This window comes from Microbacterium sp. KNMS (assembly GCF_053851835.1).
On record NZ_JBSQBP010000001.1, the window covers coordinates 132,163 to 148,651 of the forward strand.

18 protein-coding genes are annotated in these 16,489 nt (G+C 70.7%); 2 read left to right on the forward strand and 16 right to left on the reverse strand.

All coding sequences use genetic code 11. From position 1 onward, the window contains the following. Positions 1 to 85: 85 nt before the first annotated feature. The 15 genes from ACWXWW_RS00605 to prmC form a co-directional block, all read right to left on the reverse strand. A complete protein-coding gene (locus ACWXWW_RS00605; RefSeq protein WP_455968192.1) occupies positions 86 to 997 on the reverse strand; it encodes a PP2C family protein-serine/threonine phosphatase in 912 nt (303 codons plus the stop codon). Positions 998 to 1,145: 148 nt separating this feature from the next. Further along, a complete protein-coding gene (locus ACWXWW_RS00610) occupies positions 1,146 to 1,901 on the reverse strand; it encodes a large exoprotein (RefSeq protein WP_324012029.1) in 756 nt (251 codons plus the stop codon). Positions 1,902 to 1,971: 70 nt separating this feature from the next. Beyond that, entirely contained in the window at positions 1,972 to 2,730 is a 759-nt protein-coding gene (locus ACWXWW_RS00615; protein ID WP_455968194.1) for a YaaA family protein, read from the reverse strand. A 91-nt stretch (positions 2,731 to 2,821) separates the two neighbouring features. Continuing rightward, positions 2,822 to 3,082 (reverse strand): F0F1 ATP synthase subunit epsilon, encoded by a 261-nt coding sequence (locus tag ACWXWW_RS00620; protein ID WP_271172225.1) that lies wholly within the window; start codon positions 3,080 to 3,082, stop codon positions 2,822 to 2,824. Positions 3,083 to 3,084: 2 nt separating this feature from the next. After that, the gene (gene atpD, locus ACWXWW_RS00625) at positions 3,085 to 4,533 is read right to left on the reverse strand and encodes a F0F1 ATP synthase subunit beta (RefSeq protein ID WP_455968195.1); all 1,449 of its coding nucleotides are present in this window, start codon (positions 4,531 to 4,533) and stop codon (positions 3,085 to 3,087) included. A 31-nt stretch (positions 4,534 to 4,564) separates the two neighbouring features. Next, complete coding sequence (locus ACWXWW_RS00630) at positions 4,565 to 5,455, reverse strand: F0F1 ATP synthase subunit gamma (protein ID WP_455968196.1); 891 nt, start codon at positions 5,453 to 5,455, stop codon at positions 4,565 to 4,567. A gap of 22 nt (positions 5,456 to 5,477) precedes the next feature. Continuing rightward, positions 5,478 to 7,121, reverse strand: coding sequence for a F0F1 ATP synthase subunit alpha (gene atpA, locus ACWXWW_RS00635; RefSeq protein WP_271172228.1), 1,644 nt, complete (start codon positions 7,119 to 7,121; stop codon positions 5,478 to 5,480). A 64-nt stretch (positions 7,122 to 7,185) separates the two neighbouring features. Next, positions 7,186 to 7,968 (reverse strand): F0F1 ATP synthase subunit delta, encoded by a 783-nt coding sequence (locus ACWXWW_RS00640; RefSeq protein WP_324012035.1) that lies wholly within the window; start codon positions 7,966 to 7,968, stop codon positions 7,186 to 7,188. Next, positions 7,968 to 8,519 (reverse strand): F0F1 ATP synthase subunit B, encoded by a 552-nt coding sequence (locus ACWXWW_RS00645; RefSeq protein ID WP_271172230.1) that lies wholly within the window; start codon positions 8,517 to 8,519, stop codon positions 7,968 to 7,970. The genes ACWXWW_RS00640 and ACWXWW_RS00645 overlap by 1 nt, the downstream gene beginning before the upstream one ends. Positions 8,520 to 8,547: 28 nt before the next feature. Continuing rightward, complete coding sequence (gene atpE, locus ACWXWW_RS00650) at positions 8,548 to 8,787, reverse strand: F0F1 ATP synthase subunit C (protein ID WP_156241867.1); 240 nt, start codon at positions 8,785 to 8,787, stop codon at positions 8,548 to 8,550. A 43-nt stretch (positions 8,788 to 8,830) separates the two neighbouring features. After that, positions 8,831 to 9,637 carry a F0F1 ATP synthase subunit A gene (gene atpB / locus ACWXWW_RS00655; protein WP_271172231.1) on the reverse strand — a complete coding sequence of 269 codons (807 nt, stop codon included), beginning with the start codon at positions 9,635 to 9,637 and terminating at the stop codon, positions 8,831 to 8,833. A 176-nt stretch (positions 9,638 to 9,813) separates the two neighbouring features. After that, entirely contained in the window at positions 9,814 to 10,284 is a 471-nt protein-coding gene (locus ACWXWW_RS00660; RefSeq protein ID WP_282978113.1) for a hypothetical protein, read from the reverse strand. Further along, entirely contained in the window at positions 10,284 to 11,459 is a 1,176-nt protein-coding gene (locus tag ACWXWW_RS00665; protein WP_455968197.1) for an MraY family glycosyltransferase, read from the reverse strand. The genes ACWXWW_RS00660 and ACWXWW_RS00665 overlap by 1 nt, the downstream gene beginning before the upstream one ends. Continuing rightward, entirely contained in the window at positions 11,456 to 12,163 is a 708-nt protein-coding gene (locus ACWXWW_RS00670; protein WP_271172234.1) for an L-threonylcarbamoyladenylate synthase, read from the reverse strand. The genes ACWXWW_RS00665 and ACWXWW_RS00670 overlap by 4 nt, the downstream gene beginning before the upstream one ends. A gap of 80 nt (positions 12,164 to 12,243) precedes the next feature. Continuing rightward, positions 12,244 to 13,131 carry a peptide chain release factor N(5)-glutamine methyltransferase gene (gene prmC / locus ACWXWW_RS00675; protein WP_455968198.1) on the reverse strand — a complete coding sequence of 296 codons (888 nt, stop codon included), beginning with the start codon at positions 13,129 to 13,131 and terminating at the stop codon, positions 12,244 to 12,246. A gap of 111 nt (positions 13,132 to 13,242) precedes the next feature. Here prmC and cysK point away from each other — a divergent pair, with 111 nt between their 5' ends. Then, the gene (cysK, locus tag ACWXWW_RS00680) at positions 13,243 to 14,181 is read left to right on the forward strand and encodes a cysteine synthase A (RefSeq protein WP_271172236.1); all 939 of its coding nucleotides are present in this window, start codon (positions 13,243 to 13,245) and stop codon (positions 14,179 to 14,181) included. A gap of 7 nt (positions 14,182 to 14,188) precedes the next feature. Beyond that, positions 14,189 to 14,758, forward strand: a complete 570-nt coding sequence (gene epsC / locus ACWXWW_RS00685; protein ID WP_455968199.1) for a serine O-acetyltransferase EpsC — start codon at positions 14,189 to 14,191, stop codon at positions 14,756 to 14,758. A 76-nt stretch (positions 14,759 to 14,834) separates the two neighbouring features. Here epsC and ACWXWW_RS00690 read toward each other — a convergent pair whose 3' ends face one another. Then, on the reverse strand, positions 14,835 to 16,238 hold the full coding sequence (locus ACWXWW_RS00690; protein WP_455968200.1) for an amidase: 1,404 nt from the start codon (positions 16,236 to 16,238) through the stop codon (positions 14,835 to 14,837). Positions 16,239 to 16,489: the final 251 nt, after the last annotated feature.

Here is a 16,489-nt window from a genome sequence, read left to right on the forward strand (position 1 = left end):
CGCGTCGGCCGATCCGGCGTGGGCTGATCCGGCGCGAGGGCCCGTGCCCGCGGCGCGGACCGGCCCGCGCCGACGTCAGGACGCGCTACGCGGCCGGGCCCGCCGTCTCGGACGAGTCCGGGCCCGCGTCCCGTCCCGAAGGCGAGGCGCCTGCCGTCTCGGCGGCGTCGACGGTCGGCAGCTGCGCGGTCGCGGCGTCATCGGCGGACGCAGGGGCCGGAGCGCCGGGCTCGGTGACGTCGACGACGATGATCGAGATGTTGTCGCGCCCGCCGTTCTCGAGCGCCGCGGCGAGCATGGCCTCGATGGCCGCGGCAGGGTCGGGGTTCTGCCGGAGGAAATGGAGGATGCCGTAGTCGGTGAGCTCCTTGGTGAGCCCGTCCGAGCAGATCACGAAGCGGTCGCCCGCGCGCACGTCGAGCCGCACGTAGTCGGGGATCACGCTCTCGCTCGGCCCCACGGCGCGCGTGATGACGTTGCCGTACGGGTGGTTCTCGGCCTCCTCGGGGCTGAGCCGACCCGAGGCGACGAGCTCCTGCACGAGCGAGTGGTCGACCGTGATCTGGGCGATCGCGTCATCGCGGTCGAGGTAGACGCGCGAGTCGCCGATGTTCAGGACGATCCAGGCGTCCTCCTCGCCGTCCGCGTGGAGGTAGATGCCGGTGACCGTCGTGCCGGTGCCCTCGTCGGTCGTCTCGGGGTGATCGCCGATGTCGCCGACGGCGCGCTGGAGAGCCTCCTCGATCGCCTCGGGAGTGATGTCGCCGTGCTCGACCACGCGCTGCAGCTGCGCGATCGTGCTGGCGCTCGCGATCTCGCCGCCGATGTGGCCGCCCATGCCGTCGGCCACGACGAAGAGCGGGAACTGCGCGAGCACCGCGTCCTGGTTGATCTCGCGCTTGCGACCGCGGTCCGTCACGGCCGCCCACGAGACGGTGACGTCGCCTCCGGATCGTCGCACGATCGTCGACTGCGTCGTCACGGGTGCGTCTGGCACGGATCGGCCTCCGGGTGTCGTGGAGCGCTCGTGCGAGCGAGCGCGGGTCATCACATCTTAGTCGAGCCGTGCGACCCGGCTGCGTCGGCCGCACGGCGGAGGGCCCGCACCGGTGCCGGTGCGAGCCCTCCGCGGGGTCGTCAGCGCGTCACGGCTGCGCGGGAGGCGCGGGCGGGGCCGGCGGACGGTCGTCTCCCGCCGGCGGGGCGGGCGGCGTGGTACCGCCGGGAGGCGGCGGGTACGCTCCGGGCGCGTCGCCCGCGGGCGGGAAGGCGCCGGTCGCGTCGGCCGGCGGCGGGTATGCACCCGGGGCGGGCGGCGGCGGGTACGCGCCGGGCTGACCGGCCGCGGGCTGGCCGTAGGCCGGGGCGGCCTGGCCATAGCCGGGCGCGGCAGCGGGCTGGGTCGGCACGCCGTCCCACACGGTGCGGTCGCCGAGGAATCCGTTGCCGGCCCACGAGGCGGGAGCGACGTTGGGGTTCCAGCGCGACTTGTCGAAGGCGTTGATGCCGAGCCACACGAGCGACAGGAACACGTAGAGGACGACCCACGCGCCCTCCTTCTGGAGCTTGAGCCCGACGCGGTAGGCCGCCATCGCGGACAGGACCGCGATGGCGAGGCTGAAGACATACCCGATGCCGATCCAGCTCAGCAGCAGCGCGCCGCCGAGGCCGTACAGGACGAGCCAGGGGCTGAGGTCGCCGAGCTTGAAGAACACCATCATGTTGTAGACCGGCACCCAGGCGCGCCAGCGCCCCTGCACGCCCGCCTTGTCGAAGATCTTCATCAGGAACCACGAGCCCAGGACGTAGAAGACAACGCCGATCAGGAGTCCGAAGAAGGCGAAGAGTCCCGCGAGCGCGAGAATCGCGCTGCTGTCGGGACCGTACACGTCGTCATACATGGAAGTTCCCCTCTGTCTGCAGCTGCCGTCAGCCGCAGCTCACACGATGCCAGAAGCGCGGTATCCCCCGCTACTCCCGTGCGAAGAGCAGCACCTCGCGCGAGCTCTCCCCCGGCCGCAGGTCCAGACCGGCATCCGCCGCCCACGCGAGGAGCCCATCCGCCGTCCGCCACGTCGGACGCGACTCCGCGAGGGCGCGCACGAACAGGCCCTTCGCCTTCTTGTTGAAGTGGTTGAGGGCGCGCACCGCTCCGTCCGCGCCCTCGGCGACGACGGACACGTAGACCGACGCGACGTCGTCGGGCACCGGGCCGAGGTCGACATACGCCTTCGAGCGCAGGTCGACGACGAGCCCGTCGGCCGCCTCCCGCAGCGCCTCCCCTGTCGGGCCCGCCCAGTGGCGGCGGAGCGCGGGAACGCCCGGCAGCGAGGTGCCCGCGGCCAGCCGATACGCGGGCACGAGGTCGCCCGCGCCGATCGGGCCGAACGGCGCCGTCTGGATGAGCGCGTGCCGTGCGAGCCAGCCGCGCGCGGCAGCCGACAGCGACGCCGCGTCGAGCGCGTCGAACAGCACGCCCGTGTAGCGGTCCATGGCGGGCATCGTCGGCGCCGTCAGCAGCGCGGCGTTGTGCGCGATCTCGCCGCGCTGGCGCTCGCTGAGCTTCAGCACGCGCGCCGCACGGTCGACGTCGGCCGAGAGCGCGACGAGGGCCTCGGCGATGTCCTCGCGGTGGCGCCGCAGCGAGGGCAGACGCAGGCCCCCGAGGTCGATCGGGGGCCGGTCGCCGCCGGGCCGCTTGGTCTCGGACGGGGGAAGGAGGAGGAGCACGGATGGTCCCTTCCGCACGGATGGTGCGCAGACGAAAGCGCCAGGGCGGAGGATCCGAGGATCCTCCGCCCTGGCGGGAAGGTGAGCTGCGTCAGTCGACGAGCTGGGCGTGGCCGGCGACGATGGTGAGCACGTCGCCCTCCATCGACACGAACCCGTCGCGGGCGTCCGCGACGATCTTCGTGCCATCCGCCTGCGTGATGCGGACCTGCCCCTGAGAGAGGATCGACAGCACGGGCTCGTGCCCCTGCATGAAGCCGATCTCACCCTCGGTGGTCTTGGCGACCACGAGGCTCGCCTCGCCCGTCCAAACCTCCGCCTCAGCGGAGACGAGGGTGACGTTGAGCGCCATGATCAGGCGTTCTCCTTCTGGATCTTCGCCCACTGCGCCTCGACGTCGCTGATGCCGCCGACGTTGAAGAACGCCTGCTCAGCGACGTGGTCGAACTCGCCCTTGACGATCGCGTCGAACGACTCGATCGTCTCCTTGAGCGGAACGGTCGAGCCCTCGACACCGGTGAACTTCTTCGCCATGTAGGTGTTCTGCGAGAGGAACTGCTGGATGCGGCGCGCGCGCGACACGACGATCTTGTCCTCTTCCGAGAGCTCGTCGACACCGAGGATCGCGATGATCTCCTGCAGCTCCTTGTTCTTCTGGAGGATCTGCTTGACCGACGTCGCGACGCGGTAGTGGTCCGCGCCGAGGTAGCGCGGGTCCATGATGCGGCTCGTCGAGGTCAGCGGGTCGATCGCGGGGTACAGACCCTTCGACGCGATCTCACGCGAGAGCTCGGTCGTCGCGTCGAGGTGCGCGAACGTCGTGGCGGGAGCCGGGTCGGTGTAGTCGTCGGCCGGCACGTAGATCGCCTGCATCGAGGTGATCGAGTGACCGCGCGTCGAGGTGATGCGCTCCTGGAGCACACCCATCTCGTCGGCGAGGTTGGGCTGGTAGCCCACGGCCGAGGGCATGCGGCCCAGAAGGGTCGACACCTCGGAGCCCGCCTGCGTGAAGCGGAAGATGTTGTCGATGAAGAGGAGCACGTCCTGCTTCTGCACGTCGCGGAAGTACTCCGCCATCGTCAGAGCAGAGAGGGCGACGCGCAGACGCGTCCCCGGCGGCTCGTCCATCTGGCCGAAGACGAGCGCGGTCTTGTCGAAGACGCCCGCGTCCTCCATCTCGTGGATGAGGTCGTTGCCCTCACGCGTGCGCTCGCCGACGCCCGCGAACACCGACACACCGCCGTGGTCCTGCGCGACGCGCTGGATCATCTCCTGGATGAGGACGGTCTTGCCGACGCCCGCACCGCCGAAGAGGCCGATCTTCCCACCCTGCACGTAGGGGGTGAGGAGGTCGATCGACTTGATGCCGGTCTCGAACATCTGCGTCTTCGACTCGAGCTGGTCGAAGTTCGGCGCCTTGCGGTGGATCGGCCAGCGCTCCGTGACCTCGAGCGTCTCGCCCTCGCCGAGGTTGAGCACGTCGCCGGTCACGTTGAAGACCTTGCCCTTGGTGATGTCGCCGACGGGCACCGAGATGGCCTCGCCGGTGTCGCGCACCTCCTGGCCGCGGACCATGCCGTCCGTCGGCTTCAGCGAGATGGCGCGGATCATGTCGTCGCCGAGGTGCTGCGCGACCTCGAGCGTGATCTCGGTCGACTCCTCGCCGATCGTGATCGTCGTCTTCAGCGCGTTGTAGACGTCGGGGATGGCGTCGTGCGGGAACTCGATGTCGACGACGGGGCCCGTGACGCGTGCGACGCGCCCGACCACCGCAGTGGTCTCAGCCGTGGCGTTGGCAGTCATACTTTCGTCTCTTTCCTGGTGGGTCTGCAGCTCAGGACGCCAGCGCGTCGGCGCCGCCGACGATCTCGGCGATCTGCTGAGTGATCTCTGCCTGTCGCGCGTTGTTGCGCAGGCGCGTGTAGTCGGTGATCAGCTTGTCGGCGTTGTCGCTCGCCGACTTCATCGCCTTCTGCGTCGCGGCCTGCTTGGCGGCCGCCGACTGCAGGAGCGCGTTGAAGATGCGGCTCTGGATGTACACCGGCAGCAGGCGGTCGAGCACCTGCATGGGCTCCGGCTCGAACTCGTAGAGCGGGTAGACGTCGGCCGGGGCCGTGTCATCCGCGTCGACGACCTCGAGCGGGAGCAGGCGCACCGACTCCGGCGTCTGCGTCATCATGCTGACGAAGCGGTTGTACACGACGTGGATCTCGTCCACCCCGCCCTCGCTCGCGTCGAGCTCGTACGCCTCGATGAGTGCCTGGGCGATCTCCTCGGCCGTGTCGAAGTGGGGCGTGTCGGCGTCGCCGACCCACTCCGCCTTCGCCGCGACACGACGGAACTGGAAGTAGCCCACCGCCTTGCGTCCGAAGAGGTAGAAGTCGATCTCCTTGCCCTCGGACTTCAGCAGCTCCGCCAGCTCCAGGCCCTCGCGGATCACCTGCGAGTTGAACGCGCCCGCGAGGCCGCGGTCCGCGCTGATGATGACGACCGCCGAACGCCGCACCGTCTCCGGCTCGCGCGTGAGCGGATGGTCGATCGACGTGTGCGTGGCCACGGCCGAGACCGCTCGCGTCACCGCGCGGGCGAAGGGCGATGACGCGCGCACGCGCGCCATCGCCTTCTGGATGCGCGAAGCCGCGATGAGCTCCATCGCCTTCGTGATCTTCTTGGTCGTCTGAGCAGAAGAGATCTTCTGCTTGTACTCCCTGAGTTGTGCGCCCATGATGCGTCTTCTCCGGAAGGCGTTACGCCTTGCGGCCCTTGACGATCCGCTCCTGGTTCACGTCCTCGGCGGCGGCCGGCGCGAACTCCTCGCGTCCTGCGTCCGTGAGGTGCTTGCCGTCGCCCTGCTTGAACTCGAGCACGAACTTGTCGACCTGCTTCTCGAGCTCGGCCACCGTGTCGTCCTCGAGCTTGCCCGAGTCGCGCAGCGTGTCGAGGATCGACGTGTTGCGGCGGAGGTAGTCGAGCAGCTCGCGCTCGAAGCGGAGGACGTCCTCCACCTCGATCGTGTCGAGCTTGCCGTTCGTTCCGGCCCAGATCGAGACGACCTGCTCCTCGACGGGGTACGGGGTGTACTGCGGCTGCTTCAGCAGCTCGGTCAGACGCGCACCGCGCGCGAGCTGACGGCGCGACGCCGCGTCGAGGTCGCTCGCGAACATCGCGAAGGCCTCGAGCGAGCGGTACTGCGCGAGCTCGAGCTTGAGCGTGCCGGAGACCTTCTTGATGTGCTTCAGCTGCGCGTCGCCGCCGACTCGCGAGACCGAGATGCCCACGTCGACCGCAGGACGCTGGTTCGCGTTGAAGAGGTCGGACTGGAGGAAGATCTGGCCGTCGGTGATCGAGATCACGTTGGTCGGGATGTACGCCGAGACGTCGTTCGCCTTCGTCTCGATGATCGGCAGACCCGTCATCGAGCCGGCGCCGAGCTCGTCGGAGAGCTTCGCGCAGCGCTCGAGCAGACGCGAGTGCAGGTAGAAGACGTCACCGGGGTACGCCTCGCGCCCCGGCGGACGACGCAGCAGGAGCGACACGGCGCGGTAGGCCTCGGCCTGCTTCGACAGGTCGTCGAACACGATGAGGACGTGCTTGCCCTGGTACATCCAGTGCTGGCCGATGGCCGAGCCGGTGTAGGGGGCGAGGTACTTGAAGCCCGCCGGGTCCGAGGCGGGAGCCGCGACGATCGTCGTGTACTCCATGGCGCCGGCGTCCTCGAGGGCGCCCTTCACCGAGGCGATGGTCGACCCCTTCTGGCCGATCGCGACGTAGATGCAGCGGACCTGCTTGGTCGGGTCGCCCGACTCCCAGTTCGCCTTCTGGTTGATGATCGTGTCGATCGCGATCGCGGTCTTGCCCGTCTGGCGGTCGCCGATGATGAGCTGACGCTGACCGCGGCCGACCGGGATCATGGCGTCGATGGCCTTGATGCCCGTCTGCATCGGCTCGTGGACGCTCTTGCGCTGCATGACGCCGGCGGCCTGGAGCTCGAGCGCGCGGCGTCCCTCGACGCCGGTGATCTCGCCGAGGCCGTCGATCGGGTTGCCGAGCGGGTCGACGACGCGGCCGAGGTAGCCCTCGCCGACGGGGACCGAGAGGACCTCGCCCGTGCGGGTGACCGTCTGGCCCTCTTCGATGCCGGTGAACTCGCCGAGGACGACGACGCCGATCTCGTGCTCGTCGAGGTTCTGGGCCAGGCCCAGCGTGCCGTCCGCGAAGCGGACGAGCTCGTTCGCCATGACGCCCGGGAGGCCCTCGACGTGGGCGATGCCGTCTGCCGCGTCGGTGACCGTGCCGACCTCGTTCGCCGCGGAACCGGTGGGCTCGTAGGCGGCGACGAAGTCCTTCAGCGCGTCACGGATGACGTCGGGGCTGATGGTGATGTCTGCCATTGTCTTCCTTAGTGTTGTGGGGCCGATGGCGACCCCTGAGCCGTCCGCCGGGGCGGGAGAGCTTTCAGCCTGCGAGCCTCTGCCGGAGATCGGCGAGGCGGGACGAGATGCTGCCGTCGATGACGTCGTCGGCGACCTGGATGCGGATGCCGCCGACGACCGTCGGGTCGATCACCGGGTTCAGCGCGACCGCGCCTCCGTACTGCTTCGACAGCGCGGCGGCAAGGCGCTCGCTCTGCGCGGCCGAGAGCGGCACGGCGGTGTAGACGGTCGCGACCGTGCGGCCGCGCTGCGCGGCGGCGATCTTCATGGCGCGCGAGAGGATCGCGCGCACGCGACGGTTCCGCGGCTGCTGCACGAGTGACGAGACGATGAGCGTCGTGCCCTCGCTGGCGCGTCCCTGGAGGAGGGAGGCGATGAGCTCCCCCTTCTTGGCGTCGTCGCCGAGCCGGCTGCCGAGCGCGAGCTCGAGCTCCGGGTTCGCCGAGACGATGCGGGCGACCTGGAAGAGCTCGGCCTCGACGTCGCTCTGCTCGGCCTTGGCGGCCGCGCGGATGGCGAGCTCCTCGAGACCGAGGACGAGGTCGTCGCCCGACGACCAGCGCTGCGCGACGGTCTGCTGGAGCAGACCCTGGGCGGCCGGCGACAGCGACCCGAAGGCCCTGGCGACGAGCGCGCCGCGCGCCTCGGGGGTCGCCGCGCGATCTGCGAGCGCGCCGCTCAGCGCGGACGAGCCGGCGACGGCACGCGACGCGGCGAACAGCTCGCGCGCCGTGTCGAGGTCGACCTGCGCCGCGTCGAGCGCTTCCGCGCCGACCGCGAGCGCCTGAGTGGTCGCGCTGCCCATTACTTCGCCGCCTTCTCGGATGCCTCGAGGTCGGCGAGGAAGCGGTCGACCACGGCCTGGGCCTTCTGGTCCTCCGTGAGGGTCTCGCCGATGACGCCCGAAGCGAGGTCGAGGGCGAGTGTGCCCACCTCGCCGCGGAGCGACACGAGCGCCGCCTGGCGCTCGGCTTCGATCTGCGCGTGCGCGGTCGCCTGGATGCGCTCGGCCTCGGCCACCGCGGTGTCCTTGGCCTCGGCGACGATCTTCTTGCCGTCCTCGCGGGCGGCCTCGCGGATGTCGCCGGCTTCCTTGCGGGCCTCGGCGAGCTGCTTGGTGTACTCCTCGAGGGCGGCCTCGGCCTGCTTCTGGGCCTCGTCCGCCTTCGCGATGTTGCCCTCGATGGCGGCAGAGCGCTCGTCGAGCATCTTCGTCAGGCGCGGGATGGCGACGAAGATCACCACCGCGAGGATGATGATGAAGCACACCGCGGACCAGACGATGTCGTACATCGCCGGGAGGAGCGGGTTGTGCTCGGCTTCCTCGGCGGCGACAGTGACAAGAGCGTTCAGCATCCTGCCTCCTTAAATGTCTGGCGAGGGATCAGTTGTAGCCGAAGATGAAGCCGGTGGCGATGCCGATGAAGGCGAGGGCCTCGGTGAAGGCGATACCGATCCACATCAGCGTCTGGAGGCGGCCGGCGAGCTCGGGCTGGCGGGCGGTCGACTCGATCGTCTTGCCGACGACGATGCCCACGCCGATCGCGGGGCCGATGGCGGCGAGGCCGTAGCCGACCGTCGCGATCGAACCGTTGACCTCGGCCAGAATCGTGGTAGCGTCCACGGGTTTTTCCTTTCGGTAAGGCGGATGACCGTGTGGTCGTCCGTCAGTGCTCTTCCGCAACCGCGAGCTGGATGTAGACCGCGGTGAGGATCGTGAAGACGTAGGCCTGGAGCACGGCGACCAGGACCTCGAACAGGGTGAAGGCGAAGCCGAACGCGAGCGTTCCCACGCTCAGCAGCGACCACCATCCGCCCATCGAGATGAGGAAGAACTGCGTCGCCGAGAAGAACAGCACGAGCATGAGGTGCCCGACGATCATGTTCATCAGAAGTCGCAGCGTCAGCGTGACGGGACGGATGATGAACGTCGAGAGGAACTCGAGCGGCGTGACGATGATGTAGAGGAACGGCGGGACCCCGGGCGGGAAGAGCGCGTTCCGGAAGAACCCGGCCGGGCTCTTCTTGATGCCCGCGTAGATGAAGGCCACGTACGCGACCACCGCGAGCAGCAGCGGGACCGCGATGACGCTCGTGCCGGCGATGTTGATGCCGGGGATGATGCCCGTCAGGTTCATGAACAGGATCATGAAGAACATCGTCATGAGCAGCGGCAGGAAGCGGTCGCCGTCCTTGCGCCCGAGGATGTTGTGCGCGAAGGTGTCGCGCACGAACAGCATGCCCATCTCGACGATGCTCTGGAAGCGGCCGGGGACCACGGTCATCCGGCGCGTGCCGAGCACGAGGATGAGGACGAGGACCGCGGTGGCGAGGAACTGCGCGAGGTTGATGCGCGTGATCTCGAACGGCGTGCCGACGAAGAGCAGCCCCTCGGGGAAGAAGTCCGCGATCGACGGCGGGTGGAATTCCTCGCCGTCAGCGATCTTGGCGATGAGGTTCGCTGCCTGAGTCAACCTGTGGCTCCAGCTTCTCGCGCGGAGCAGTGCCCAGCACGGTGAATTGTCATGAGAGAGCGGGTCTGCGGGGCCTCGTCGCGTTCATCGCGCCGCACACCGGCCGCAGGTGAGTCCAGCCTATCAAAGGTCGAACCCAGGTTTTGACGCTCTGTAGAAATCCGGGCGGGCGCCCGTCAGCGCGCGTCGGCGTCGGGGGCGTCCTCCCCCGGCAGCGCGACGTCGGACACGTGCGGGATGCGCATGGTCCGCACGACGATGACGTCGACGACGAGCGACGCGACGACGCTGGCGACGATCGCGACGAAGAACACGACCGGCTCGAGCCACGGCTGCCCGCGCAGGAGGAAGAGCGCGCCGATGAAGACGATGAGCTTGAGGAACCATCCGCCCAGGACGATGCCGAAGAAGATCTGCACGTAGAGGGGGTCGCCGAACCAGCGGTTCGCCACGAGCACGCTCACGCTCGTCAGGATGAGGAACACCGCGGCCACGAGGGCGCCTGCGAGCGCCGACCACAGCCCGTCCGCCCCCGCGACGAGGAAGCCGATCGCTCCTCCGACGATCGCGATGACGAGCGTCGCGATGACGCTCCACCGGATGGCCGCGCGCAGGACGGGCGTGCTCGAGACGGGAGAGGGCGACATCAGGCCTCCTGTGGGGTCAGTGCGCCGGCGGGGGTGTCCGCGCCGTCGCCGCGCGGCGCGCGGCGCGAGGGGGTGAGCGTGACGACGAGGCACGCGATGATGCCGACGCCGCCGAACGCGATGCCGATCCACCAGTCGCCGGGCCATCCGTTCTGCGTCGCGATGTACATGAGCAGCACCGCGAGCGAGCAGATCGACGTCCACGCGTAGAAGATGAGGGTCGAGTCGCGGTCGCTGTGGCCCATGTCGAGCATCCGGTGGTGCAGGTGCTTGCGATCGGGCGAGAACGGCGACTTGCCCGCGCCCATGCGGCGGATGACGGCGAGGCCGAAGTCGGCCAGCGGGAGCGCGACGACGATGATCGGCAGGATGATCGGGATGAACGCTCCGAGGAGCTGCGAGTCGAAGTCCTCGCGCCCGACGATCGACGGAGGCAGCTGACCCGTGATCGCGACCGCGCTCGTGGCCATGAGCAGGCCCAGCACGAGCGCGCCGGAGTCGCCCATGAAGAGCTTCGCGGGGCTCCAGTTCATCGGCAGGAAGCCGATGCAGGCGCCGATGAGGACCGCCGCGATGAAGGTCGCGAAGTTGAAGTAGCTCGTCGCGCCGATGTCGCGGATGAGCAGGTACGAGTACACGAAGAACACGGCGTTCGAGATGAGGCAGACGCCGGCGACGAGCCCGTCGAGGCCGTCGATGAAGTTCACGGCGTTCATGGCGATGACGATCGAGAGGATCGTGACGCCGATGCTGAACCAGCTCCCCCACACCGTGATGCCGCCGAACGGGAGGAAGAAGATCTGCAGCTGGCCGCCCACGGCGATGATGCCCGCCGCGAGGAACTGCGCCGCGAGCTTGATCATCCAGTCGAGGTCCCACAGGTCGTCGGCGACGCCGACGAGCATGATGAGCGTCACGGCGGCGAGGATCGACCACACGCGCTGCGGCTCGTCCCAGAAGATCCCGAAGTACGGGTTCGCCGCCGAGACCGCGAACGCGGTCGCGATGCCGAGGAACATCGCCACGCCGCCCAGCCGGGGCGTGGGCGTCTTGTGCACGTCGCGCTCGCGGATGCCGGGGTACAGCTTGTACCGCATCGCGAGCTTCCACACCGTCCACGAGAGGCCGTAGGTGACCGCGGCCGTCAGGACGATGATGAAGACGTACTGTCTCACGGGCCGCTCGCTGCCTCGGGCTCGGCCTCGGTCTCGGGGTCGGGCTCGAGGAGGTCGCCGAGCACGTCGCGCAGCTCCGCGCGCGTGACGGCGCCGTCGCGCAGCACGCGGACGACCGGGTCGGCGACTCCGCCCACGAGCGAGGTCGCGTCGATGATCGTCGACGCGATGCCCGTCGCGGAGGCGCCCGCGTCGAGGTAGACCGCGACGCTCTCGCCGAGCATGCCGATCGCGGAGTCGATCGTCACGGCGGCGGGGCGCCCCGTGAGGTTCGCGCTCGAGACGGCGAGCGGACCGGTCTCGGTCAGCAGCTCCAGGGTGAGCCGGTGGTCGGGCATGCGCACCGCCACGGTGCCGTGCGTCTCGCCGAGGTCCCAGCTGAGGGACGGCTGGGCAGGGAGCACGATCGTGAGGCCGCCGGGCCAGAAGCGCGAGACGAGGCGCTGGACGGCCTCGGGCACCTCCTCGACGAGAGCGCGCATCGCGTCCTCGCCCGCCACGAGCACGGGCGGCGGCTGCTGGCGCCCCCTCCCCTTCGCGTCGAGCAGACGCTGCACGGCCTCGGGGCTGAACGCGTCGGCCGCGACGCCGTACACGGTGTCGGTCGGGAGGACGACGAGCTCGCCGCGGGCAATCGCCTGACGGGCCTGGCGCATGCCGGGGAGGAGCTGCGTCTCGTCGCGCAGATCGAAGAGGGGGGACATAGCGGGTCAAGTCTACGGCGACGCCGCTGGGAACGCCGGTCGCGACGCCGCGGCGGCGCCCGAACGGGTGCGGCAGGCGGTCAGCCGCGGATGGCCGTGGTCGCGCGGTCGCGCATCGTGAGATCCGGATGGGTCGCGGCTCCGCGCCATCCGTCGGCCGTGAGGAGATCGCGGATGGGCGCGCCCTGCCACTCGCCGTGCTCGATGACGAGGACGCCCCCGGGGCGCAGGAGGCGCGCGGCCGTCCGGCTCAGGACCCGCACGACGTCGAGGCCGTCCGGCCCGCCGTAGAGCGCCGCGGCAGGGTCGTGCAGGCGCACCTCCGGGTCGCGCGGGATGGCGTCGTCGGGGACGTACGGCGGATTGGAGGCGACGACCGCGACGGTGCCGTCGAGCTCGGGGAGCGCGTCGGCGAGGTCGCCGAGGACGATGCGGAGGTTCTCGGCGCCGATCCGCTCGGCGTTGCGCAGGGTCCACGCGTGCGCGTCGGGTGACTTCTCCACGGCGTGCACGCGCGCGTGCGGCACCTCGGTCGCGAGCGCGAGCGCGATGGCACCGCTGCCCGTGCCGAGGTCGACGGCGACGGGCTCGGGCGAGGGGTCGGCGCGGAGCGCGTCGATCGCCAGCTGGGCCACCATCTCGGTCTCGGGACGGGGGACGAACACCCCGGGGCCGACCGCGAGGTCGAGGTGCCGGAAGTGCGCGACGCCCGTGATGTGCTGCAGCGGCACGCGCGCGGCGCGGCGCTCGACGAGGGCCTCGAACGCCGCCGCGTGCTCGGGGGCGAGCGCATCGCCGCGGATCACCGCGGCCTGCACTCCCCCGCGGCTCTCGCCGCGCACGTGCGCGAGCAGGAGCTCGGCGTCGACGTCGGGGTCGGGCACCCCCGCGTCGGCGAGGATCCGGGCGGCCTCCGACAGAGCGGAGCGGACGGAGGCGGCGGCAGGCCGAGGGGCAGGGGGCGTCATGGCCCGTCCAGTCTACGGACGGCGTAACTCGGTTACGCCGTCGCGCGGCGCCCCGGGCGTTGTGCCCTAATGTGAAGCCGATCGCAGGATCTCCTCCGCAGAAAGGCCGTCATGACCGGTATCCACGCAGACGTCACCACCGCGTTCGGCAACACCCCGCTCGTCCGCCTCAACCGCGTCGTCGAGGGCGCGGGCGCCGAGGTGTACGCCAAGCTCGAGTACTTCAACCCCGGTTCGAGCGTCAAGGACCGCCTCGGCATCGCGATCATCAACGCGGCGGAGGAGTCGGGCGAGCTCAAGCCCGGAGGCACGATCGTCGAGGCGACGAGCGGCAACACGGGCATCGCCCTCTCGCTCGTCGGCGCCGCCCGCGGCTACAAGGTCATCCTGACGATGCCGGCCTCGATGTCGAAGGAGCGCCGCGTGCTCCTCAAGGCGTTCGGCGCCGAGCTCGTGCTCACCGACCCCGCCGGCGGCATGAAGGCCGCCGTCGCGGAGGCCGAGCGCATCGCGTCCGAGACGCCCGGCGCCATCCTCGCGAAGCAGTTCGCGAACGAGGCGAACCCCGCCATCCACCGCAAGACCACGGCCGAGGAGATCTGGCGCGACACCGACGGCCAGGTCGACATCTTCGTCGCCGGCATCGGCACGGGCGGCACGATCACGGGCGTCGGGCAGGTGCTCAAGGAGCGCAACCCCGACCTGAAGGTCGTCGCGGTCGAGCCGAGCGCCTCGCCGCTGCTGTCGCAGGGCACCCCCGGCCCGGCGAAGATCCAGGGCATCGGCCCGAACTTCGTGCCCCCGATCCTCGACACCGAGGTGTTCGACGAGGTCGTCACGGTCGAGTTCGACGACGCGATCGCCACCTCGCGCGCGCTCGCCGCGAACGAGGGCCTGCTCGTCGGCATCTCGTCGGGCGCGGCCGCCTGGGCCGCGATCGAGGTCGCCAAGCGCCCCGAGAACGCCGGCAAGAAGATCGTCGTGATCATCCCCGACACGGGCGAGCGCTACCTCTCGACGGCCCTGTTCGAGGACCTGCGCGAGGACTGACCGCCCGATGTCGTTCTGGAGTCGCGTCCGCGAGGATCTCGATGCCGCCCGGCGTCGGGATCCCGCGGCGCGTTCCGCGCTCGAGATCGCCCTCCTCTACCCCGGCCTCCACGCCATCTGGGCGCATCGTCTCTGGCATGGCCTGTGGATCCGGGGCCTCCGGTTCGTCGCGCGCGCGGGCTCGCAGCTCACGCGCTGGCTGACCGGCATCGAGATCCATCCCGGCGCCGTGATCGGCCGCCGGTTCTTCATCGACCACGGCATGGGCGTCGTGATCGGCGAGACCGCCGAGATCGGCGACGACGTCATGCTCTACCACGGCGTCACGCTCGGTGGCCGCACCCACGACGGCGGCAAGCGCCACCCCACGCTGGGCGACGGCGTCGCCGTCGGTGCGGGAGCCAAGGTCCTCGGACCCGTCGTGATCGGCGACCGCTCGATGATCGGCGCGAACGCCGTGGTCACCCGCAGCGCTCCGGCCGACACGGTTCTCGTCGGCATCCCCGCGAAGGCGCGGGCCCGCCGGTCCGGCGAGGACGCGCGCCTCATCCTCATGGCGCCCGAGTACAGCATCTGACCGCTGCTCGACGCCGGCCTCCGCGAGGCGCCGCGTTTCGTCGCGAAATGCGGCGAACCACGCGAGCGGATGGCCGTCAGGCCGCGACCGGCGGGCGCGGCAGGGGCCCGCGCGCGGCCTCGAGCTGCGCCGCAACGGCGATGATGGTGCCCTCGCCGCCTGGGCGTCCGATGAGCTGCACACTCACGGGGCGCCCTGACGCGTCGGGCAGCAGCGGCACCGTGAGCGCGGGCAGCCCGCTCACGTTCACGAAGCTCGTGTGCGGCGCATAGGAGCACTGCTGCGCGAAGTTCCGCTCGGGATCGTCCTGGTCGTACCATCCCACGGGGCGCGGCGACTGCGCGAGCGCGGGCGTCAGGACGACGTCGAACGGCGCGAACGCCGCGATCGTCTCCCGCTCGAACACGGTCGCGGCGGCATATGCGGCCAGCACGCGCTCAGCCGCGAGCGCCCTCCCCTCGCGAACGAGCCACGCCGTGAGGGGCTCGAGGTCGAGGTCCAGGCGATCGTCGGCCACGGGGATCCGCGCAGCGGAGGCGCGCCAGATCGTCGTGAAGAGCTCGGGGTACCCGCGCGGCTGCCAGTTCGCATCCGAGACATCGTGCCCCGCGGCTTCGAGGAGCTCGATCCCGCGGTCGAGCGCCGCGCGCGCGGCGGGATCGAGCGCCGTGTCGGTCCATCCGTCCCACGGCGTGACGGTCGTGATGCCCACGCGGAGTCGGCCAGGGTCGCACCGGGCGGCCGCGGCGAACGGGCCGCGTCCGGGTGCGCGCGTCGCGTAGGTGTAGGGAGCGGATGCCGCGAGCGCGTCGAGCAGGAACGCCGCGTCCTCGACGGTGCGGGCGATCGGGCCGGCGACCGAAAGCCCGCCCGGCGCATCGAGCCCCGATCCGATCGGCAGGCGGCCGCGCGACGGCTTGATCCCGACGACCCCCACTGTCGCGGCGGGGATGCGGATGGACCCGCCGCCGTCCGAGGCGGGAGCTGCGGGCAGCAGGCCGGCCGAGACCGCGACGGCCGCCCCGCCGCTCGACCCGCCGGCGCCCGTCGCCGGGTCCCACGGGTTCCGCGTGGGCGGGGCGACGCGCGACTCGGTGTAGCCGGTCATGCCGAACTCGGGGGTGCTGGTCTTCCCGAGGCTCACGGCTCCGAGCTCGTCGAGCGCGACCGCGAGCGGGTCGGATGCCACGGGCACGTACGCGGCGAACGCTCGCGATCCGTAGCGGGTCGGCACTCCGGCGCGCGCGGTGAGGTCCTTGTCTGCGAGAGGCAGGCCCCACAGGGGGCGCGTCGGGTCGGGCCGTCCGAGCCGATCCGCGGCCGCGAGGGCCCGCGCGGCCGTCACCTCGGTGAAGGCCCCGAGGCCGTCGTCGAGTCGGGCGATCCGGTCGAGGAAGTGCGTCGCGACCTCGCGCGGCGCGACCTCGCCGCGCTGGAGTGCCGCCGCGAGCTCGACGGCGCTCAGCTCGTGGATGTCCATCCGACCATCCTCCCGCACGATCGCCGCACCGCCTTCGTCCACGGCGGTGATCGCCCAGGTCGCACTTCGCGGCCCCCAACCGACCAATACGGACGGAAACCGCGACCCCGACAGGGCGACACCCGCCCAGGTCGCACTTCGCGGCCCCCAACCGACCAATACGGACGGAAACCGCGACCCGAACGGGGCGCCACCCCGCCCAGGTCGCACTTGGCGGCCTCAACCCGACCAATACGGCCGGAAACCGCGAC